The following is a 21,913-nucleotide window of genomic DNA, read 5'->3' as shown; positions in this document are numbered from 1 at the left end:
AGTTAGGAGACCGCTTCGTCGAGGCGGTCGGCCTGCTTGTCCTTGAGCGGGCCGATGACGGAGAGCGAGGGGCGGTGTCCGAGGACCTCGCCCGCCACCGCGCGGACGTCATCGGGGGTGACCTGCGCCATCCGGGCCAGCATGTCGTCGACCGACATCTGGTCGCCCCAGCACAGTTCGCTCTTGCCGATACGGTTCATCAGCGCGCCGGTGTCCTCCAGGCCGAGGACCGTGGAGCCGGACAGCTGCCCGATGGCGCGGCCGATCTCCTCGTCGCTCAGTCCTTCGGACGCCACTCGGTCCAGCTCGTCACGGCAGATCTTGAGGACGTCGTGGACCTGGCTGGGTCGGCAGCCCGCGTACACGCCGAAGAGACCGCAGTCGGCGAAGCCCGAGGTGTACGAGTAGACGCTGTAGGCGAGGCCGCGCTTCTCCCGTACCTCCTGGAAGAGGCGCGAGCTCATGCCGCCGCCGAGGGCGGTGTTGAGAACGCCGAGCGCCCAGCGGCGGTCGTCGGTGCGGGCCAGACCGGGGACGCCGAGGACGACGTGGGCCTGCTCGGTCCTGCGGTTCAGCAGCTCGACGCGGCCCGCGGTGCGCAGGGTGCGGGAGCCCGCGCGCGGAGCGACCGGGACGGCGTCGGTGCGGGACAGCGCGCCCGCCCGCTCGAAGGCCTTGCGGACCTGGCGCACGACCGTGGCGTGGTCGATGTTGCCCGCGGCGGCGACGACCAGATGGGTGGGGTCGTAGTGCTTCTTGTAGAAGCGGGCGATCCGGCCGCGGTCGAGCGCGTTGATGGTGTCGACGGTGCCGAGGACCGGGCGGCCGAGGGGGGTGTCGCCGAGCAGCGTGTGCGCGAACAGGTCGTGCACGCAGTCGCCCGGGTCGTCCTCGGTCATGGCGATCTCTTCGAGGATGACGCCGCGCTCGGCGTCGACGTCCTCGGCGGTGATCAGCGAGCCGGTCAGCATGTCGCAGACGACATCGATGGCCAGCGGCAGGTCCGTGTCGAGGACCCGCGCGTAGTAGCAGGTGTACTCCTTCGCCGTGAAGGCGTTCATCTCGCCGCCGACCGCGTCGATGGCGGCGGAGATGTCGAGGGCGCTGCGCTTGGCGGTGCCCTTGAAGAGGAGGTGTTCGAGGTAGTGCGTCGCACCGTTCAGGGTGGGGGTCTCGTCGCGTGATCCGACATTGGCCCAGATCCCGAAGGTGGCGGAGCGGACGGAGGGCAGGGTCTCCGTGACGACCCGGAGACCGCCGGGGAGGACGGTGCGGCGGACCGTACCGATGCCGTTGCTGCCCTTGAGGAGCGTTTGGGTACGGGCGACGGCCCGCGCCTTCGAGGAGGCACGGGCCGTCGTCGCGGAACTACGGGACGTCACTTGGCGGCGTCGTCCTTCTTCTCGTCCTCTTCACCCTCGATGACCGGGATCAGGGAGAGCTTGCCGCGGGAGTCGATCTCGGCGATCTCGACCTGGACCTTGGTGCCGACACCGACCACGTCCTCGACGTTCTCCACACGCTTGCCACCGGCGAGCTTGCGGATCTGCGAGATGTGCAGCAGGCCGTCCTTGCCCGGCATGAGGGAGACGAAGGCACCGAAGGTGGTGGTCTTGACGACCGTACCCAGGTAGCGCTCGCCGACCTCCGGCATGGTCGGGTTGGCGATCGAGTTGATCGTGGCGCGGGCGGCCTCGGCGGCCGGTCCGTCGGCGGCACCGATGTAGATGGTGCCGTCGTCCTCGATCGTGATGTCGGCGCCGGTGTCCTCCTGGATCTGGTTGATCATCTTGCCCTTGGGGCCGATGACCTCACCGATCTTGTCCACCGGGATCTTGACGGTGATGATCCGCGGGGCGTTCGGGGACATCTCGTCCGGGACGTCGATGGCCTCGTTCATCACGTCGAGGATGTGGAGGCGGGCGTCACGGGCCTGCTTCAGCGCGGCTGCCAGGACCGAGGCGGGGATGCCGTCGAGCTTGGTGTCGAGCTGCAGCGCGGTCACGAACTGCTTCGTTCCGGCGACCTTGAAGTCCATGTCACCGAAGGCGTCCTCCGCACCGAGGATGTCGGTGAGGGCGACGTAGTGGGTCTTGCCGTCGATCTCCTGGGAGATCAGGCCCATGGCGATACCGGCGACGGCGGCCTTGAGCGGCACACCGGCGTTCAGCAGCGACATGGTGGAGGCGCAGACCGAGCCCATGGACGTCGAGCCGTTGGAGCCCAGCGCCTCGGAGACCTGGCGGATCGCGTAGGGGAACTCCTCGCGCGTCGGCAGCACCGGCACGATGGCGCGCTCGGCGAGCGCGCCGTGGCCGATCTCGCGGCGCTTGGGCGAGCCCACGCGGCCGGTCTCACCGACGGAGTACGGCGGGAAGTTGTAGTTGTGCATGTAGCGCTTGCGGGTCACCGGGGAGAGGGTGTCCAGCTGCTGCTCCATACGGAGCATGTTGAGGGTGGTGACGCCCAGGATCTGGGTCTCGCCACGCTCGAACAGCGCCGAACCGTGCACGCGCGGGATGGCCTCGACCTCGGCGGCGAGCGTACGGATGTCCGTGACGCCACGGCCGTCGATGCGGACCTTGTCCTTGATGACGCGCTCGCGGACCAGCTTCTTGGTCAGCGCACGGTACGCGGCGGAGATCTCCTTCTCGCGGCCCTCGAAGGCCGGGAGGAGCTTCTCGGCGGCGATCTCCTTGACGCGGTCCAGCTCGGTCTCGCGGTCCTGCTTGCCGGCGATGGTGAGCGCCTGGGCCAGCTCGGACGTGACGGCGGCGGCGAGCGCCTCGAAGACGTCGTCCTGGTAGTCCAGGAAGACCGGGAAGTCGCCGGTGGGCTTGGCGGCCTTGGCGGCGAGGTCCGACTGGGCCTTGCAGAGGACCTTGATGAAGGGCTTCGCGGCTTCGAGACCGGCGGCGACGACCTCTTCGGTCGGGGCCTCGGCGCCGTCCTTGACCAGCTGGATGGTCTTCTCGGTGGCCTCGGCCTCGACCATCATGATCGCGACGTCGCCGTCCTCCAGGACGCGACCGGCGACGACCATGTCGAAGACGGCGTCCTCGAGCTCGGTGTGCGTCGGGAAGGCGACCCACTGGCCCTTGATCAGGGCGACACGGGTGCCGCCGACCGGGCCGGAGAAGGGCAGGCCGGCCAGCTGCGTGGAGCAGGAGGCGGCGTTGATCGCGACCACGTCGTACAGGTGGTCGGGGTTGAGCGCCATGATCGTCTCGACGATCTGGATCTCGTTGCGCAGGCCCTTCTTGAAGGAGGGGCGCAGCGGTCGGTCGATCAGGCGGCAGGTGAGGATCGCGTCCTCGGAGGGCCGGCCCTCACGACGGAAGAAGGAGCCGGGGATCTTGCCCGCGGCGTACTGCCGCTCCTCGACGTCCACCGTGAGGGGGAAGAAGTCGAGCTGGTCCTTGGGCTTCTTGGAAGCGGTGGTGGCCGACAGCACCATGGTGTCGTCGTCCAGGTACGCGACGGCGGAGCCTGCGGCCTGCTTGGCCAGGCGGCCCGTCTCGAAGCGGATGGTGCGGGTGCCGAAGGTTCCGTTGTCGATAACGGCCTCGGCGTAGTGGGTCTCGTTCTCCACTAGCGTTTTCTCCGATACATATCGTCTTCTCGCCCCCACGCCCGTGTGGCGGGGGACGGTAGCGGAGAAGCCCTCCATCGGGGGGCCGGTCTTCGATCGAAGCACCCGGGTCGATGAGTCCGGGGGCCACTACCGAGGACCGGCGGCGGGGAGGTCTGCTTCTCGCTCGTCCGGTCGTTCTGCGACCAGGTTACTGAGATTCGGCTCAGCTTGGCATTCCGGTGGTGCGGGCGGACGCGCCACATCCCGCACCTGCGTACGTACGCATTCCTGTGCGTACAGCAAAGGGAGCGGCCCCCTCAGTGGTGGGAACCGCTCCCTTCACGGCGTACTACTTGGCGCCGCCGGCCGCACCGCGGCGGATGCCGAGGCGGTCGACCAGGGCACGGAAGCGCTGGATGTCCTTCTTGGCCAGGTACTGCAGAAGGCGGCGGCGCTGGCCGACCAGGATCAGCAGACCACGACGGGAGTGGTGGTCGTGCTTGTGCGTCTTGAGGTGCTCCGTCAGGTCCGAGATGCGACGGGAGAGCATCGCGACCTGGACCTCGGGGGAACCGGTGTCACCCTCCTTGGTGGCGAACTCGGCCATGATCTGCTTCTTCGTAGCGGCGTCGAGCGACACGCGGTACTCCTCTTTGATGTCCGATGCGTCCACGAGTGCCCCTGGTCTTGTTCTCAGGGGGTCTTCCGTTACTCGTGGGCGAGGGTCCGATGGGCGCAGCTTCCAGGATGTTCCAAAAGCGCGTACACAAACGGCCGTCACACAGCGTACCAGCCCCTGCGGGGCGGGCCGCGTGGGGGCCGGGTCCGGTGGTCCGGGAACGGTCCGTCCCGCTCCGTTCTCCTTCGTCGAAGAGCCCGATCGCGCCCGGTCGGCCCGGTTCGGGCGCGGCTGAGCCCGGCCCGGCTCAGCCGGTCAGGGACCTGGCCCTGGCGAAGACGTCCAGTACCGCCAGGCAGAGCGGGACCAGGGAGAGGAGGACGGTGCTCTCGGCCAGATCGAGAAGACGTCCCCAGAACGGCGAGAGGCCCTTGCGGGGAATGATCAGGCCGATCGCGGTGAGCAGCGCGGCCCCGGCGGCCACGGCCGTGGAGAGCCAGATCGTCCGGATGTCCAGGGAGCTGCGGTCCCCGTACCGGACCAGGTCGAACAACAGGTCCGTCGGCGGGTTGAGGGAGAGGCCGAGGACGAGCAGGGCGACTGCGCCGAGGCCCGCCACCAGCACGCAGGCGACCTGCGAGGTGTAGCGGAAGAGGCGGGCGCGCAGCAGCATCGCGAGTCCGGCGGCCAGCGCCAGGAACTGCCCCCAGACGTTGTCCGAGAAGCCGAGGACGGCCGCACAGCCCACGACGACCGCGGCGCAGCCCCCGACCAGGCCCAGCAGCATCTCGTGGCCGCGGCGGGCCTGGGCCGCGATGCGGTCGGCGTCGACGGGGCTGGTCTGGGCCCGGGGTTCCGCGTTCGGGTCGGCGAAGTCGTCGTCGTAGCCGCCGGGGGCGGTGTGCGGCGAGGCGTAGCCGATGGGCAACCGGGCGAACCGGGCGGAGAGGCCGGGCAGGAAGGCGGCGAGACCGAGTGCGACGGGAGCGCAGACCGCGGCGGTCTCGGTGGCGGACGCGTCGGTGAGGATCGCGACGAAGGTCGCCAGGGTGCCGACGGCGGCGAGGAAGGTCGCCGCGACGAACGGGGCGTCGCCGCTCGGGGTGAGGGCGACCAGCGTGACCGAGGCGACCAGGACCGCGACGCAGCCGAGGAGGAACTGGAGCCTGCCGGGCCCCTGGCCGGCGTCCGGGCCGATGATGCCGGAGCCGGCGATGAGCACGAGGGGCAGCGCGCCGAGGCCGAGCGCGACGGCGGTCGCCCGGTCCGTGTAGACCCGGGCGCGCACCCCTGCGAACGCGGTCAGCAGGAGTCCGGCGGAGCCGGCGATGATGCCGGGCAGGCTGTGCATGTCGTGGCGGACCGGATCGGCGAACCAGAGCACGAAGCCCAGCAGGACGAGCAGCAGTACACCGCCGACGAGGCCCGCGCCGCGCAGCAGTTCGTCGCTCCACAGGTGTCGGTCGCGGGTGACGGCCGAGGCGACGGCGTCCGAGACGTCGTCGAAGACGGCGGGCGGCAAGGACTGGGCGAAGGGGCGCAGACTGAGGAGTTCGCCGTCGAGAACCTGCTGGGCGGCGAGGGTGCGCGCACCGTCGAGGACCGTGCCGTCGCGGCGTACGAGGTGATACCCGGTGGGACTTCCGGCCTCCTGGGTCTGGCCGGTGAGACGGAGGATCTCCGGATAGACGTCGGCGACGGCGATGTCCTCCGGCAGGGCCACGTCGATCCGGCTGTCGGGTGCCACGACAGTCACGCGGCAGAAGCCCGTCGCTGCGGTCGAACTCACGTGTCTGGTCCCCCTGATTCGCGGTTGCGCACGGTGCGCGCGCCACCCTACCGGGAGGAGGGCAGGTCATCTGCAAGTAGGATCGCCGTCTCGCGGGGGGACGTCCGCAAGCACAGGCAGCCACGGGGGCTTCGGTGCACGTCCGGCCGGCCTTCCGTCCGTCCGTACCGAGGGATTGATGTTTCGGTGAGCCAGATCGTCGTGAAACGACCTCCGCGGTCCCTGCCGCCGGAAGTCCCCATGGACGAGTTGACGTTGGAGTCCCCTCCCGAACTGCCCCGCGGGCAGCAGGAGGGCATGCTGATGCAGATCCTGCCGGTGCTCGGCATGGGTTCGTCGGTGGTCTTCTTCTTCTCGCCCCAGGCGCCTCCGTTCATGCGGATCATGGGCGTTCTGATGCTTGTCTCGACCGTCGGGATGGTGGTCGCGCAGCTGGTCCGTCATCGCCGCGGTACGCAGGGGCAAATGGCAGATGTCAGGCGCGACTACCTCAAATACCTGGCGCAGACGCGGCGTACGGTACGCCGGACCGCGCGTCGGCAGCGGGATGTGCAGTTGTATCTGCAGCCGGCTCCCGAGCAGTTGTGGTCGGTGGTCGCCGAGGGCAGCCGGGTGTGGGAACGGCGCGTCGGTGACGACGACTTCGGGCAGGTGCGGGTCGGGCTGGGAGTGCAGCAGCTGGCCACGCCGCTGATCGCTCCCGACACCGCTCCGGTGGACGAGCTGGAGCCGTTGTGCGCGGGTGCGATGCAGCGGTTCCTCGCCGTGCACGGGTCGTTGGACGGACTGCCGATGGCCGTGTCGATGCGGGCGTTCTACCACGTGACGGTCTCCGGTCAGCCGGAGGCGGCGCAGTCGGCGGCGCGCGCGCTCGTCGCGCAGCTGGTGACGCTGCACTCCCCCGAGGATCTGATGGTCGCCGTCGTGGCGGCACGGGGCGCGGTGCCGCGCTGGGAGTGGACGAAGTGGCTTCCGCATCTGCAGGTGCCCGGACAGATCGACGGGGCCGGCACGAAGCGGCTGTTCGGGGACGACCTGGGCGAGCTGGAGCAGCTGCTGGCGAGCCGGCTCGACGGGCGGCCGCGGTTCGGCCGGGAGGGTCAGCCGTTGCTGGACCAGCCGCACGTCGTGGTGGTGCTGGACGGTGCGATGGTGCCACCGGACTCGTTGTTCGCGGCGGCCGAGGGCATGCAGGGGGTGACGATCGTCGAGGTGGTGCCGGGCGAGCTCGACGAGCCGCGCGGCGGTCTCTCGGTGGTGGTGCGGCCGGGGCTGCTCCGGCTGGAGTCGGGGGCGGGGCTGGTGTACGAGGGGGTGCCGGACGGGATCTCGCTGCCGGCGGCCGAGGCACTGGCCCGGCAGCTCGCGCCGCTGCGGATGGGCGGGGGCGACGGCGACGAACCGCTGCTGGCCAATCTGGACTTCACGGATCTGCTGAATCTGGGCGATGCGGCTTCGGTCGACGTGGCACGGACCTGGCGGCCCCGGTCGATCTCCGAACGGCTGCGGGTGCCGATCGGGGTCGGTGAGGACGGCCAGCCGGTGATGCTGGACCTGAAGGAGGCCGCCCAGGACGGCATGGGGCCGCACGGTCTGTGCGTGGGCGCGACGGGGTCCGGCAAGTCGGAGCTGCTGCGGACGCTGGTGCTCGGGCTCGCGGTCACGCACTCCTCGGAGACGCTGAACTTCGTGCTGGCGGACTTCAAGGGCGGTGCGACGTTCGCCGGGATGTCCCACATGCCGCATGTGGCGGCCGTCATCACCAACCTCGCGGACGACCTGACGCTGGTCGACCGCATGGGGGACGCGATCCGCGGTGAACTCCAGCGCAGGCAGGAGCTGCTGCGCTCCGCGGGCAACTACGCCAACATCCACGACTACGAGAAGGCGCGGGCGGCGGGGGCGGCGCTGGAGCCGCTGGCCTCGCTCGTCCTGGTGATCGACGAGTTCTCCGAACTCCTCACCGCCAAACCTGACTTCATCGACATGTTCATCCAGATCGGCCGGATCGGCCGTTCGCTGGGTGTGCATCTGCTGCTCGCCTCCCAACGTCTGGAGGAGGGCAAGCTGCGCGGTCTCGACACGTATCTCTCGTACCGGATCGGCCTGCGGACCTTCTCCGCCGCCGAGTCGCGTACGGCGCTGGGTGTTCCCGACGCGTACCACCTGCCGTCGGTGCCCGGCTCCGGATATCTCAAGTTCGGTACGGACGAGATGACACGGTTCAAGGCGGCGTACGTGTCGGGGACGTACCGCACCGGTGGTCCCGATCTGTCGGTGGGGGCGCTGCCGATCGAGCGGCGGGCCGCGGTGTTCAGCGCCCTTCCCGTGCCGGTGGTGTACGCGGCACCCGACCCCGCGCACCTGGTGGCCGCGCGGGCGAGCGCCGAGGACGAGGCGCTCGCCGACACGGTGCTCGATGTGATCGTGCGCCGGCTCGAAGGGCAGGGGGTGCCCGCGCATCAGGTGTGGCTGCCGCCGCTGGACCGGGCGCCGACGCTGGACCAGTTGCTGCCGGGGCTCGCGCCCACCGCCGAGCGGGGGTTCACGGCCACGGAGTACACGCGTCCGGGCGGGCTGACCGTGCCGCTCGGGCTCATCGACAAGCCCTTCGAGCAGCGGCGCGAGGTGCTGTACCGGGACTTCTCCGGCGCGGCGGGCCACATGCTGGTCGTCGGCGGGCCGCAGTCCGGCAAGTCGACGCTGGTACGGACGCTCGTCTCGTCGTTCGCCCTCACCCACACCCCGCACGAGGTGCAGTTCTACGGGCTGGACTTCGGTGGCGGCGGCCTGGTCTCGCTGGCGGAGCTGCCGCACGTCGGCGGTATGGCCTCCCGACTGGACCCGGAGCGGGTGCGGCGTACGGTCGCCGAGGTCGCCGGTGTACTGAACCGGCGTGAGGAGTTCTTCCGCGCCCACTCCATCGACTCCATCGCCACGTACCGGCGCAGGCGCGCCCTGGGCGAACTGCCCGGCGAGGCCTGGGGCGACGTCTTCCTGGTGGTCGACGGCTGGGGCGGATTCCGGTCCGAGTACGAGATGCTGGAGCAGGTCGTCACCGACATCGCCGCACGCGGGCTCGGCTACGGCATCCATGTCGTCATCACGGCCGCCCGCTACATGGAGGTGCGGGCCGCGCTGAAGGACCAGATCCTCGGCCGGCTGGAGCTGCGGCTCGGTGACGTCATGGACTCCGAGTTCGACCGCAAGGTCGCGGCCAATGTCCCCGCGGGGGTCCCCGGCCGAGGACAGGTGGCGCAGAAACTGCACTTCATGGGGGCGCTGCCGCGTATCGACTCCTCCAGCAGCGCCGCGGATCTCTCCGACGGCACGGCTGCGCTCGTCGGGTCGGTGAAGGCCAACTGGGCGGGGCCCGCGGCGCCGGCCGTACGGCTGCTGCCGCGCAAGCTGCCGGCCGATCATCTGCCGAAGGGCTTCGAGTTCCCCCAACGGGGCATCGCGATCGGCATCGACGAGACCGATCTGGAGCCGGTGTTCGTCGACTTCGAGACCGATCCGTTCTTCCTCGTCTTCGGGGAGAGCGAATCGGGGAAGACCAACCTGCTGCGGCTGATCGCGAAGCAGATCGCGGAGCGCTACTCCCCCGACGAGGCGAAGCTCGTCGTCGGCGACTACCGGCGGGCGCTGCTCGGTGCGCTGCCGGAGAGCCATCTGCTGGAGTACGCGCCGATGGCGAGCTCGATGCAGATGCACATGGAGGCGCTGGCGGGGGTGTTCGCGCGCCGGCAGCCGCCGACGGACGTCACCCCGCAGCAGTTGCGGGACCGCAGTTGGTGGACCGGTCCGCAGATCTTCATCATCGTCGACGACTACGACCTGGTGGCGACGAACGCGGGCAATCCGCTGGCCCCGCTGGCGGAGTATCTGCCGTTCGCGCGGGACACCGGGGTCCGCTTCATCATCGCGCGGAACTCCGCCGGGGCGTCGCGGTCGATGTACGAGGCGTTCATGCAGCGCATCAAGGAGCTGGGGGCGCAGGGCGTGGTGCTCTCCGGTGATCCGTCCGAGGGCGACCTGATCGGTTCGGTGCGCGGGCACGCGATGCCGCCGGGACGCGGGTACTTCGCCTCACGGCGCCGGGGGAATCCGCTGGTGCAGATCGGTCGGCTGCCGGAACAGCACTGAGCCGACGGGGAGCCGGGGCGGGACACCTCCCGCACCCCGGCTCCCTCGGTGGGCACAGGTGTACTAGCGTCTCCCGATGTGATCTTCACCCGTGCGGGCGAGGGTCATCAGGTCTACGACAGTCGCTGGTTCGGGGGATCTCATGGGTTTTGACGAGGAATGGGGCCTGCTGCGCGGGCAGGCCGCGGAGCGGCAGAGCACCCACATGCAGCTGAACGGTACGGGCGACGGCCCGTTGTCCGGCCCTGGCGGCAAGGACTTCGCGTCGACGCCGGCACAGAAGAACGCCGCGGCGAACACGATCGAGACCGAGCTGGAGCCGAACACCAAGAAGGCCACCGACTGGGCGGACGAGACGTCCACCACGGCGGTCAAGGAGTTCGACGGCTGGGACACCGGGGCCGGCCTCAAGAAGGTGATGGAGACCTGGGACAAGCAGGTGAAGGTCCTGATGGGCCGGCTGTCCACGGAGAAGGGAGCGCTGCGCGGTGCGTCCACTCTCTTCGCCGGCAACGACCAGCTGATCAAGTCCCAGTTCACCCCGCTGCTCAAGCCGCAGCCGGGCCCGTACGCCTCCGGTCTCGACGGACTGTAGGGCTGGGGGCCTGACGGACCGCGTTGAGCCCGGCAACGTCCTTGGGTGCCGAAGAAAGGATTCGAAGACCGTGAAGCGGTTCCGACGCGGGGGCGGTGTGGCCTCGGCCGCGCTCCTCACGCTGGCGCTCCTGGCCGGCTGCGGCAAGCAGGACGACTGGACGGAGAAGGACACGAACGGCGGCACCGGGGCCCGGAAGTCCGGTGTTCCCGTGAGTGTCGACGGGCTGACGAAAGCGGCGGACCGGGTCGGCCCGGACGGCGCGGATCGCTGTCCCCTCCCGTACGACATGAAGAAGGCCGCCGACGCGGTCGGGCTGTCCGGACGCGTGGGGACGAGGGCCGCATCGGAGGGTGACACGGACGCGCCCGTGGCGACCGCGGAGAACGAGCGGATGGCGAGGCCGGGCGAGGGGCTCGCCGACAATCCGGGGGCTCTGGTCAGCTGTGCCTTCCACATCGGGGACGAGGCCGTCGAGGTCCACACCATCGCAACGCGGAAGCCGCGGGCGGAGAGCCCGCTGGCACCGGTGATCATGAGCGCCGGCCGGCTGTCGCTCGACGGCCTGACCGCGTACCTGAAGCGCACGGCGGCCAGTGCGCCGGGCGAGCCCGTGGTCACCGACTCGGGCGCCTGCGCCGTTGTGCGGGTGAAGCCCGTCGGGGCCGGTGACGCCGCCCTGCTGGTGACGGCCGGGGACGGCGGCCGCACCGGGCTCACGGCCCAGCAGATGACGGCGCTGACACGGGCGCTCTACGCACAGACGGGCTGACGGCCGCCGGACCGGGCAGTCCGGACGCGTGCCCGCAGGCCGCACGACGAAGCAGAGAATTCATGGGGGACCGCATGCTCACGTATCACGATGTCATGACCACCGATCTGAGCCAGTTGACGACGGCGGCCAGCAAGTGGGACGACATGGCCGCCGAGATCAAGAAGGTGGAGGACCGGTACAAGGAGAGCGTCCAGAGCATCACTCTCGGACCCTCCTGGTCGGGTGTGAGCGCCGGGACCGCTCACACCAACTTCGCCGCCACCCGGTACGAGTACGCGGCCGCCCAGACGCAGGCCAAGGCCATCGCCTCGCTGCTCCGCGACGCGCACGCCGACTTCGTGCGGCTGAGGAAGAACCTGGAGTCCAAGCGCGCGGAGGCCGTCAAGGCAGGCATGCGGGTCTCAGAGGGCGGTGTGGTCAGCTACGACTACGACAAGCTCACGGAAGGCGAACGCGCCGCGATGCGCCACGACCCGGACTTCGCGGAGACTGTCCGCACTGCGGTGTCGTCGTGGAGCGAGGCGATAGACGCCGGTGTCAAGGCGGTGGACGATGCGGACCAGGGCGTGAAGATCGCGCTCGACGCCGTCACCAAGGACGGATATGGGGACAAGAACGACGAGACGTTCGGCGTCGGCTTCAACGCCCACGCACAGGGTGACATCGAGAAGTACGAAGCAGAGAACGCCGCGGACATCGCCACCCGGCTCAACAACGGCGAGAAGGTCTCCGCCGCCGACATGGCCGAGTTCCAGCGCGCGGTGCGGGACAACTCCCAGGACAAGGCGTTCTCGCAGACGCTGCTGAACAGCCTGGGACCGGAGGGCCTGATCAAGGTCACCAACCAGCTGAACCACCGTGCCTACGACTCCGACAAGAAGCACAAGAGCCAATACCTGGAGATCGAGAAGGGCCTGGCCAACACGGTCGCCACCGCGACCAGAGTGCCCGGCAGCGTGAAAGACGCTCCGCCCGGATCGGACGCGTTCAAGAAGTGGGTGAACAGCGACGAGGGCAAGTTCTACCGCGAGTTCACCAAGGGCCTGGACGAGTCGGGTACGCACAACTACGCCAAGAACACTAATCCGTTGTACGGCTACCAGACCTTCGTCAGCATGATGCAGCAGGCGGACACCAAGTTCGACGACCAGTTCCTCTACGACATGGGCGACCGGCTCATCCAGGCCGAGAAGGACCACAGCGGCATCTTCCAGGAATGGGGCCCCGGTCACGACGGCATCCGGGCCGACGCGGTCGACGGGCTGCTCGGCGTCATGAGCAAGAACCCCGACGCCGCCACCGCGTTCTTCGACCCGGACGGGAACGGAGTCGACGCGAACGGTCAGAACAACCACGTCGACAACAACCACCTCAAGTACCTCGCGGGCAACGGCGACGGCTCCCGCGAGTGGCCCCGCCACACCATCACGGGCGTAGCCGTGACCACGATGGACGATCCGTTGAACCGCATGGGTCTGGGCGCCGCGCTCGAAGCCGCCGCCACTGGTCACGTCCCGCTGGGCGTGGGGCAGGACCCGTGGCCGGAAGCCACGCACAACGAGGCGCAGGCACGGGTCATGAACGGCATCATCGACCAGTTCGCACCGGGTGAGGGCAACGGCACGGACGCGCCCGTCCCGGACAACCTCAGGCGGTCCGTCGCCAACGCCCTGGCCGAGTACGCCTCGGACACACACGAGATCATCGGCACGATGGACTCCCGTTACATCCACCCCGATCACGACGGGTACTTCGTCGACGGCAAGGGTGCTCATCTCGCAACCTCACAGGAATCGCTGATCCAGGTGATGCGGGGCCTCTCGGAGGACCCCGACGCCTACGGAGCACTGCACAAGGCTGAGGCACGCCACCTCAACCATCTGCTTGATCAGGTACCGGAAGGCACCACCGGTTTCGAGAACGACGGGAAGTGGGGGAAGGCGGGCTCGGTGCTGGGCACCTACAGCGCCATCCGTGAGGACGTCATCAACGACAACCGTATGAGCGAGTACAGCGCGGCGGACTGGAAGTCGAAGATCGCCTACCACGTGGTCGGCGGGGCTATCACACCTCTCACCCTGCCGGTCGGCGGCCGGGCCTTGCCGATCGGTGACGCGCTGCAGCGCGGTGTGGACACCTGGGCATGGGAGTGGGGCAACAGCATGAAGGCCGAGGCGGACACCGAGGCGAACGGAAAGATCGCGGAGCACTACCTGAACGCTCAGGTGCAGACGAGCGATACCGTCGACGGCTGGGTGGCTGGCCGGGAGGGCGGTGCGAACATCAAGACCGAGGACCTGAAGAACAACATCTACAACGGTCAGGACCGGGGCAGCAACCTTGCGCACAAGTACCTGACCGATACGACGAACTAGCGTTGTCCGGCGAAGCAAGCGTAGAAGAGTGAAGTGCTGATGAACGACATGACGCCGTCGCCCCGCCCCCGGAGCAAACGGCTCCGCACCACTGGGATCGTCGTCGGCGCGGTCCTGGCCGCGGCGGCGGCCGGGACCGCCGTCCGGCTCGCCGTCGGAACCGACTCCTCGGGAGACCGGGCGGGCTGCGGCGGGATACTCGCGGACAAGCTGACGAAGCAGGCACTGGGCGGCACATACCGGTCCGATCTGAGTTGTCCGGAACTCGGCGGCGCGGTGGTGAAGGCCACGGTGGGGGGTGGCGGCGTGCACACGCTGCTGCAGGCGTCCGCCATGAAGAACGTCCTGCTGGCGGTCGACAACGACATCGAGAAGCGCGGGACTCCCTACGTCGACCCCGGTCTCCGTGCGCCACTGGCCGAGGCTCTCGCGCAGTACACCGACGTCAATGTCGTCCTCAGCGACCCGACGGACTCCGTCTATCTGGACAAGAGCCTTCCACACAGTGCTCCGTGGAAGAAGAAGGACGGCTATCACCTGTCCGTAGCACCCGAGTCCCTGGTCCGCGTCCTGCGGGCCGTCTCCGACGATCCCGAGGCCTATGCCACCGTGCGCGGTGCGCAGACGCGTTGGGAGGCGGAACGTCTCGCCGGGCTGTCGGCCGGGGCCGAGCCGGTGCAGCTGAGTGTCGGTGCCCGCGCGCTGGGCAAGCTCGACGGCGTCGCCGCCGACGTACGGCGCGGGCTGTCCAAGGGCGAGGCTGAGGCGTGGAACGCGACCATGTCGGAGCGTCTTGCCGCCGGGGCCTCACCGGTCCCCGACGCGAAGGCTGACCTGGCCTCCCACCTCGAACGGGGCTGGCGCCAGGGGCTGGCGGCCGTACCGGTGGCGGAACGCGCCAGCGCCGTCGAGCAGCAGTGTGCCCGGATGCTCAATCTGTGGGCCGAGGGCGTGCACACCGCCCGGAGCCGATCCGATGCCGCGGTGAACCAGTGCCTCGGCAACGCCGCCGGCAACCGCACCCGTGCCGAGCAGATGCTTCGTTGAGATCGCCGTCCGGGCGGGTGGTCGCTGCCATTGGGGCAGAGAAGCGGCGGGCACCAAGGCTTCGAGCGCGCTGCGCGCAGACGGAGCGCGAGGGCGGCTCAGCTCGCCTCGCCGTCCGGGAGGCTGACTGCCGGTGACCTGTCGGCGGCGCCGCGACCAGCGGTCGGCTCTCGGGAGGCGTGCTCCGGCGAGATCCGCCACGTGTGTGCAACGCGCGGGTACCACCGCGGTGCGGAAGCTGTCCATTCCCGGAAGTGGTGCGCGGTGGCGGGGATAGTCTGCTCGCGGGCGACGAACACGTTCCGCCACGGGAGAGGGAAGGCACCTGATGGGCACGCAAGCGGAGAAGGACGAGCTGTACGCACTCGACATCTCGGGAGTGGAGTGGCTGAGTGCGCCCGGTACCGAGGAGGCCGAGGAGCGTGTCGAGATCGCGCATCTGCCGGGCGGCGCGGTGGCGATGCGGTCCTCGTTGGATCCCGGGACCGTGCTGCGGTACACCAAGGCCGAGTGGACCGCCTTCGTCCTGGGCGCGCGGGACGGCGAGTTCGACCTGAAGTAGTCGCCGTGGCACGGCACGAAGAGGGGCACGCCCGTCGGAGCGTGCCCCTCTTCGTGTGCTGACGCGGACGGTCAGTACGCCTCGGTGAAGGTGCGCGAGGCCTTGAGGTCCGTGGCGCGGTAGCTGTCCTTGCCGGACTCGATGATCTTCGCGACCTGCTCCAGGCGGTTCTTCATGTGGTCCGCCTTCTCCTTGTACTTGCGCTGGAGGTTCACGTACTCCCGGTGCGCCTCACCGTCCCAGGTGTCGGTGACGACCTTGAGCGAGGCGTCCATCTCCGTGAGGTCGTTGACGATGTCCTGCGAGACCTTGCGGATACGGTTCGCCATCTCCTGGACGCTCTCGTACCTGACCTTGGTGTTCGGGTCGTGCCCCATGTCGTGTCTTCTCCTCGGTGCTCAGCGTGTGCGGAAGGGGTGGTGCGGCGCGGTTCAGACGGAGTTCAGACCGGAGGTGTTGGCCGACGGAGCCTGGTCCTTGACCGCGTTGAAGGCCGCACGGACCTCCTCGTCGTTGGCGTTGCTGAGGTTCTTGGTGCTGCCCACAGCGTTGAGCAGGACGTTGAGGAGCCGACGGATCTCGTCGTGGTCCTCGTTGATCATGATCTGCGCGGAGGTGAACCCCGAGGCGCCGACACCCGTCCATCCGGCGGCGGCCGTCGCGAGGATGTCCGCCAGTTCCCTGGACTGCCGGGACACCCCCTGGGCCGTCTCGATGATCTTGTTCTTCGCCTGGACGATCGGATCGTCGGCGAGTCCGAAACCGCCTGCGGGATTGGTCATCCGGAGGTCCTATCTCTCAGTTCCCGGGCCTGCCCGCGTGTCGCGGTCAGGCTTCTTCCTGCCCCCGTGTGCTCCGGCAAAGGGGTGGGGAAAGCACGGGACCGGGCAGCGCGCCTTCGGCATTTCCGCGCTCCGAAATCGGACTCGGCCACTTCTCGTTCCCCCGTCACACACGTGAAGTCTGGTACCACCCTAGTCATTTCGTCGGCTCTCCCCAACTGTGGTTCGCGAGGGCCGAGTCACCGCATCGGGCGGGCGGTGTCACCGCGGCGCGCGCCTTCGGCGGACGTCCCGGACGACCGTCGCGGTCCCGGCGATCACACTGACCACGACGGCGGCCACGGCGAGCGCGTAGGTGGCGTACCGCTCGTCGCGCTCCTGCGGGGTCTCCGAGAGGGAGAGCTGCGCGGGCTCGGGAGCGGCGGCCCTGGGCGGTGCCGGATCGGGGTGCGGGGCGTCCTGCGGGGCGTCGTCGCCGGACAGGGCACGCACCGGGTCGATCACGCCCCAGCCGACGTAGGCGTCGTGGCCGGTGACGGAGCGTTCGGCGGTCTGCTCGATCCGGGCGACGATCTGGGCCGCCGTCCACTTCGGGTACTTGGCGCGCATCAGGGCGGCGACCCCGGCGACGTACGGGGCGGAGAAGCTCGTGCCGTTGTCGGTGCACTGGCCGTTGCCCGGGACGGTGGAGACGATGTCGACGCCCGGAGCGGCGACCCCGACGAACTCACCGGCCTGGGAGAAGGGGGCGCGTTCGTTGTTGCGGTCGGAGGAGGCGACGGCGAGGACCCCGTCGAAGGCCGCGGGATAGGTGAGCTTCAGTTTTCCGTCCATGCCGTCATTGCCCGCGGAGGCGACCACGACGATGTTCTTGGCGAGCGCCCTGGCCACGGCCCGGCCGAGGGCGGACGTCTCCGTCAGGGGTTTGGCCGTGTCCTGGGAGATGTTGATGACGTGGGCCCCCTTGGCGATCGCGTGGTCGATCGCGGTGGCCATCGTGGTGTCCTTGCCGCTGTTCTTCTCGTCGTTCTGGCGGATCGGGATGATGGTGGCCTCGGGGGCCAGTCCGACGAATCCGGTGCCCTTCCGGGGGCGGGCGGCGATGATGCCCGCGACCTTGGTGCCGTGTCCGACCTCGTCGACCGTGCCGTCGCTCTTGCCGCCCTTGAGGTAGTCGGCGCCCGCGGAGGTGTCGACGGCCGGCTTGAGCTGGGGATTGACGTTGTCGACGCCGGTGTCGATGACCGCGACGCGTATGCCCTTGCCCTTGGTGTCCTGCCACAGTTCGTCCAGCAGGACACGCTGCAGCGACCAGGGTCGGCCCTCGTACTGCCGCTTCATCGGGAAGGTGCATTCGCCGCTGCCGTCCACGCCCAGCGCGCCGGGGTCCCGGGCTCCGTCGGCGGCGTACGCGGCCGTCGGCGCCGCCACTGCGAGCAGCATGGCGACGACCGCCGTCGGCAGGACCGTCCTGCGGTACGACATCTGTTCCTCTCCCCCGGGATCCGCGATGTCCGCGGCGCTCCGGAACGTCATGAACCCTGGGGCTGGCGCGCGCTGTTGGTGTCGAGCCGGGGGCCCTTGGACAGGAAGTCCGACCACGCGATCGGTACGAGTGCGGGTGTCACCTTCTCGTATCCGAGCCTGCTCTGCGCCTGGCTGGGCTCGGGGCGGCCGTCCGACTGCTTCTGCCCGTCGCCGGTGCCGATGTCGGAGCGCCGGGCATCGCTGTCGCCGTTCGCCTGGACCGCGTACCGCAGTCCGGTGTCGGTCACCAGGAAGAGCGATCCGTCGGGGCTGGTCTGCCGGCCCCGGACCTGGGTGTAGAGCAGCCCGCTGCCGGGCGTCACATAGGTGCTGGTGCCTCCGGCGCCGATGGTGGCGGGGTAGGCGGTGCCCGCCCAGGTGCTCAGGGTGGTACGTCCCGAGCTGTCGACCTTGCGCAGCACGCTGCAGATGGTGTCGCGGCTGCCACTGCCGCCCCCGGTGGAGTTCACCTGTTCGGTCTTGCGGCGGTCCGGCCAGTGTGCGGCCTGACCGGCGAAGACCGCGGTGTCGGGCACGAAGTTCTGCAGGCCGACGGCGCGTGCCTCGCTGTCCAGGTTGAGCTCGGCCGTCTGCGGGGAGTTGATGAGCAGCCAGGCGGTGAACTCGGAGACCGGCTGCACCTTTCCGTCGAGCACGACGTAGTGGCTGGTGCCTGCGCCGGTCTTGGTCTTGAGGACCATGCCGACCCGGTTCTCCTCGGCGGAGAGCTGCCCTTCGACATGTGCCGGGGCGCCGACGGTGCCCGGGATGCGCGGAAAGACGATCGGGCTGCCGTCGTGCAGGGTGGCCAGCCAGTCGTCGGTGACGGACTGCGGCTGCCCGCTGCCGACCAGGGCGTTGGTCAGATGGCCGTTGTCGGCGGCGGTCTCCTTGATGCGGTACTTGGTGCCGCCCGCGTCGACGAGATAGCGGGCCCCGTCCTGTCCCTGCACGTACAGCACCTGGCCGTCGACGAGCCTCTTCCTGCCCTCGGTCAGCTTGGTGTCGCGTTCACCGAAGACGAAGGCGGCCTTCTGCACGGTGCTGCCCTTGCCGCCGGGCTGTACGCAGACGGCCCACCGCTTGGCCGTGCCGGCGTCCTTCGCCTCGGGCAGTCGGTCGGGGGCGTAGGGGATGCCGAGGATCGGTCCGCGCGGGGGTTCGCCCGCGTCCAGGACCTCGTCGGCGACCTGGATGACGTCGTAGTTCTGCGGATTGAGGAGCAGCCGGGCCGAGGCGAGGTTCAGCACGGGGTGCAGGAGGGTCTTCTTCTTGCCGCCCTGACCGGTGGTGAGCACGACATAGCGGGTGGTGGACTTCTTGCCGACGATCACCTTGGTGCCGGGCTTGTCCCAGTCCTTGGGCGCGGTGGGCTTGAACATGCCGAAGGCGCCGAAGCCCGCGAGGATCAGCGCGCCGACGACCATGCCGGGAAGGACCGCGCGCAGCGGTCGCGGAGCGCCCTCCTCGGTTCCGGTGGGCGAGGGTTGGAGGAATGCCGCCACCGTGCGTTTCTTCGCAAAGGTGTATGCGTTGAGCTCATCCCGCCGTGATGCCATGAGTCGTTCTTCTCCCGTGTCTCCCCGCGCGGCACCAGGAGCGGTCGCTTCCGGCCCCCGTGCCGGGCCCGCGATGCCGGACCTCGGTGCCGGACCGGCCCCTACTATGCCTGCTGACCGTCGGTGACGGTGGGGCGGGTAGGGTGTTCCAGCCGCCGAAGACCCGTATGGGGCAGGCGGAATACGGGCGGAGTTGGGGACTGATGAACGGGGGGAATGCCGGAATGACGGCTTCCGCGACACGGACGCGTCCGACCGGGAACGCACATGCCCCCGCTGCTCCCCCGGCCGGTGGACCACCGGCCTCCCGCGGCCCCGCCCGGGGCTCGCGCGGACGGGCCGCCGGCCGGCTCGACAGACTTCCCGGGTTGTTCGGTTCGTTCCGATTGCAACAGCTCGTACTGCTGGAGATCGCGGCCGCGCTGCTGCTCACCGCATGGGTGATCGACCCCCTGTTGCTGGCCCCGGCCGCCGTTCTCGCCGCGCTGCTCGTGCTGTTGGCCGTCGTGCGCAGACACCGCCGCTCGCTTCCGGAGTGGCTGGGCACCGTGCTCTCGTTGCGCGCGCGCTCCCGCAGGGCCGGTTCGCTGGAGCTTCCCGCGGGCACGGAGCCGGGGATCGCGCCCGTCGTCGAGTGCGATCCGGCGCTGCGTACGTCCTCCTTCAGCGACCGTGACCGGCGACCCGTGGGCATGATCGGTGACGGCACGTTCGTCACGGCCGTGCTCCAGGTGGAGTCGGACGCCACGGCGCTCAGGCCGGACCGGTCCGCGCAGCCGCTGCCCCTGGCACTCGTGAGGGACGTCCTCGAAGTCGACGGCATCCGGCTGGAGTCGGCGCAGATCGTGCAGCACACCCAGCCCGCACCCGCCCCGCATCTGCCCCCGCAGTCCGTCGCCGCGCGCAACTACGCTCCGCTGCAGGCGCAGACGGGTTCACCAGCTGTCAGGATCACCTGGATCGCGCTGAAGCTGGCCCCGGAGCTGTGCCCCGAGGCGGTACAGGCGCGCGGCGGCGGCATGACGGGCGCGCAGAAGTGTGTGGTGCGCGCGGCCGACCAGCTGTCCAGCAGGCTGACCGGGGCGGGTTTCCGCGCAACGGTGCTGACCGAGCAGGAGCTGACGTCCGCCATCGCGACCTCGGTCTGTGCCAGCGCGCCGGCCATGGCGCAGGCCGGCCGGACCGGGGCGCCCTCGCGCCGTACCGAGGAGACCTCGCGGACGTGGCGCTGCGACGACCGGTGGCACACCACCTACTGGGTGGCCCGCTGGCCACAGTTCGGCGGCACAGGCGCGGCGATGCCGCAGCTCGTCGCCCTGCTCACCTCGATGCCCGCGCTCGCCACGACGTTCAGTCTCACGCTGGGGCACGGCGAACGGCAGGGCGTCTCGATCACCGGGCACATCCGGATCACCGGGCGCAGCGACGAGGAACTGCTGGGTGCCCGCCATGAGTTGGAGCGCACCGCGCGCGGCGTCCGGACCTCGCTGGTCCGGCTCGACCGCGAGCAGCTGCCGGGTGTGCTCGCCACGCTGCCGCTCGGGGGTACCCGCTGATGTCCGTACCCACGCATGCCCGTGCCCGGCTCGGCTTCGGGCTGATCGGTCCGCGTCGCGGACGGCAGTCGGTCTCGCTCGACCAGTTGGCGTCACTGGCCCTGCCGGTCGGTGACGACGGCATGGTGATCGGTGTGGATGCCCACGGCCGGCCCGCCGTGCTCGGCGTCAACCGGCCGACCCCGTACGACATCACGCTGATCGGCGGGCTGTGGACGGCGCAGGTGTTCGCGCTGCGGGCCGCCGCGACCGGTGCGCGGATCGTCGTGGAGACCGGGCGGGCCCAGACGTGGACGGGACTTGCGCACGCGGCGGGCGGCGGTCAGCCATGCATCACGTTGCACGACGTGGGCCGGGTGCCGCCGCAGGGGCCGTCGGCCGGTGCGCCGGTGGTCGTGGTGCGGGACTGCGGCATGCGGCCGCCGCGCGGGCGCGTGGTGTCCGGACCGTGGCAGTCGGTACTGACGCTCCTGCCGTATCTGAGTCCGGTGGCGCCGAGACTGATCGAGAAGTCGGCCCTGGTCGGCATTCAACGGGTGTCTCCGGACGAGGCGGCACAACTCGGTCGGATCCTGAGTCTTCCGGCCGCCGAGACCCAGGCGCTGTCCACCCTGGCGGACGGGGTCACCCTCTGGTGCTCGGGCCAGGACCGGCAGTTCGTGATGACCCAGGCGACCGATGCCGAGACAGGACTGCTGGGCGGCGCGCGCCGGATGGACTGACGGGGTCCGGCTTCTGCCCGGCAGGCACGGAGCGTTCGGCATTCCATGCGTAGTTGCACGAGTTTGACCGTTTCACCCTTCACGCTGTGCCGTACTCGGTTCACTTGGGGGCAGTGCGTGATGTACGGGACAGCTCTTGCGGTGCCGTACGGCCTGCCGGAGCGGGCCCCATGACGATTAGGGTGGGTCCGGGCGCGGCAGAAGAACCTGCGGGCAGGCGATGCGGGGCCCGGGGGGAGAGCCGGGCGGTCTCGAAGTCGGAAACGGTCGCCCCCACCCACCACG

At 69.7% G+C, this 21,913-nt stretch carries 16 protein-coding genes; 8 read left to right on the top strand and 8 right to left on the bottom strand.

All coding sequences use genetic code 11. From position 1 onward, the window contains the following. Positions 1-2: 2 nt before the first annotated feature. From ACIRP2_RS38680 to eccD, 4 genes are all read right to left on the bottom strand, one after another. Positions 3-1,382 carry a M16 family metallopeptidase gene (locus tag ACIRP2_RS38680; RefSeq protein ID WP_404258457.1) on the bottom strand — a complete coding sequence of 460 codons (1,380 nt, stop codon included), beginning with the start codon at positions 1,380-1,382 and terminating at the stop codon, positions 3-5. Then, a complete protein-coding gene (locus ACIRP2_RS38675; RefSeq protein ID WP_376279676.1) occupies positions 1,379-3,592 on the bottom strand; it encodes a polyribonucleotide nucleotidyltransferase in 2,214 nt (737 codons plus the stop codon). The genes ACIRP2_RS38680 and ACIRP2_RS38675 overlap by 4 nt, the downstream gene beginning before the upstream one ends. Positions 3,593-3,923: 331 nt before the next feature. Continuing rightward, positions 3,924-4,214, bottom strand: a complete 291-nt coding sequence (gene rpsO / locus ACIRP2_RS38670) for a 30S ribosomal protein S15 (protein WP_189546018.1) — start codon at positions 4,212-4,214, stop codon at positions 3,924-3,926. Between the two features lie 286 nt (positions 4,215-4,500). Next, the gene (gene eccD, locus ACIRP2_RS38665; RefSeq protein WP_404258456.1) at positions 4,501-5,982 is read right to left on the bottom strand and encodes a type VII secretion integral membrane protein EccD; all 1,482 of its coding nucleotides are present in this window, start codon (positions 5,980-5,982) and stop codon (positions 4,501-4,503) included. A 186-nt stretch (positions 5,983-6,168) separates the two neighbouring features. On the opposite strand from eccD, the gene eccCa reads away from it, so the two are divergent. From eccCa to ACIRP2_RS38635, 6 genes are all read left to right on the top strand, one after another. Next, positions 6,169-10,128, top strand: a complete 3,960-nt coding sequence (gene eccCa / locus ACIRP2_RS38660) for a type VII secretion protein EccCa (RefSeq protein ID WP_404258455.1) — start codon at positions 6,169-6,171, stop codon at positions 10,126-10,128. Positions 10,129-10,270: 142 nt separating this feature from the next. After that, complete coding sequence (locus ACIRP2_RS38655; RefSeq protein ID WP_404258454.1) at positions 10,271-10,723, top strand: hypothetical protein; 453 nt, start codon at positions 10,271-10,273, stop codon at positions 10,721-10,723. Positions 10,724-10,793: 70 nt separating this feature from the next. Continuing rightward, positions 10,794-11,495: a hypothetical protein gene (locus ACIRP2_RS38650; RefSeq protein ID WP_404258453.1), complete on the top strand. Its 702-nt coding sequence runs from the start codon at positions 10,794-10,796 to the stop codon at positions 11,493-11,495. Positions 11,496-11,590: 95 nt separating this feature from the next. Beyond that, the gene (locus ACIRP2_RS38645; protein ID WP_404258452.1) at positions 11,591-13,873 is read left to right on the top strand and encodes a hypothetical protein; all 2,283 of its coding nucleotides are present in this window, start codon (positions 11,591-11,593) and stop codon (positions 13,871-13,873) included. 39 nt (positions 13,874-13,912) lie between these two features. Further along, positions 13,913-14,920, top strand: a complete 1,008-nt coding sequence (locus ACIRP2_RS38640; RefSeq protein WP_404258451.1) for a hypothetical protein — start codon at positions 13,913-13,915, stop codon at positions 14,918-14,920. 328 nt (positions 14,921-15,248) lie between these two features. Beyond that, positions 15,249-15,482: a DUF397 domain-containing protein gene (locus tag ACIRP2_RS38635; protein ID WP_404258450.1), complete on the top strand. Its 234-nt coding sequence runs from the start codon at positions 15,249-15,251 to the stop codon at positions 15,480-15,482. A gap of 71 nt (positions 15,483-15,553) precedes the next feature. Here the strand turns inward: ACIRP2_RS38635 and ACIRP2_RS38630 are convergent, their stop codons facing one another. The 4 genes from ACIRP2_RS38630 to eccB form a co-directional block, all read right to left on the bottom strand. Continuing rightward, entirely contained in the window at positions 15,554-15,859 is a 306-nt protein-coding gene (locus ACIRP2_RS38630) for a WXG100 family type VII secretion target (RefSeq protein ID WP_404258449.1), read from the bottom strand. 54 nt (positions 15,860-15,913) lie between these two features. Beyond that, entirely contained in the window at positions 15,914-16,264 is a 351-nt protein-coding gene (locus ACIRP2_RS38625) for a hypothetical protein (RefSeq protein ID WP_404258448.1), read from the bottom strand. 261 nt (positions 16,265-16,525) lie between these two features. Continuing rightward, positions 16,526-17,749, bottom strand: a complete 1,224-nt coding sequence (gene mycP, locus ACIRP2_RS38620; RefSeq protein WP_404258447.1) for a type VII secretion-associated serine protease mycosin — start codon at positions 17,747-17,749, stop codon at positions 16,526-16,528. Between the two features lie 47 nt (positions 17,750-17,796). After that, on the bottom strand, positions 17,797-19,350 hold the full coding sequence (gene eccB / locus ACIRP2_RS38615) for a type VII secretion protein EccB (RefSeq protein ID WP_404258446.1): 1,554 nt from the start codon (positions 19,348-19,350) through the stop codon (positions 17,797-17,799). 224 nt (positions 19,351-19,574) lie between these two features. Here eccB and eccE point away from each other — a divergent pair, with 224 nt between their 5' ends. Next, a complete protein-coding gene (gene eccE / locus ACIRP2_RS38610; RefSeq protein WP_404258445.1) occupies positions 19,575-20,906 on the top strand; it encodes a type VII secretion protein EccE in 1,332 nt (443 codons plus the stop codon). Further along, complete coding sequence (locus tag ACIRP2_RS38605; RefSeq protein ID WP_404258444.1) at positions 20,906-21,628, top strand: hypothetical protein; 723 nt, start codon at positions 20,906-20,908, stop codon at positions 21,626-21,628. Before eccE ends, ACIRP2_RS38605 begins: the two co-directional genes overlap by 1 nt. The last annotated feature ends 285 nt before the right edge of the window (positions 21,629-21,913 follow it).

It is taken from the genome of Streptomyces sp. NPDC101194 (assembly GCF_044767885.1).
In the GTDB taxonomy this organism is placed as follows: domain Bacteria; phylum Actinomycetota; class Actinomycetes; order Streptomycetales; family Streptomycetaceae; genus Streptomyces.
This window is presented reverse-complemented; position numbering and strand designations above follow the sequence as displayed.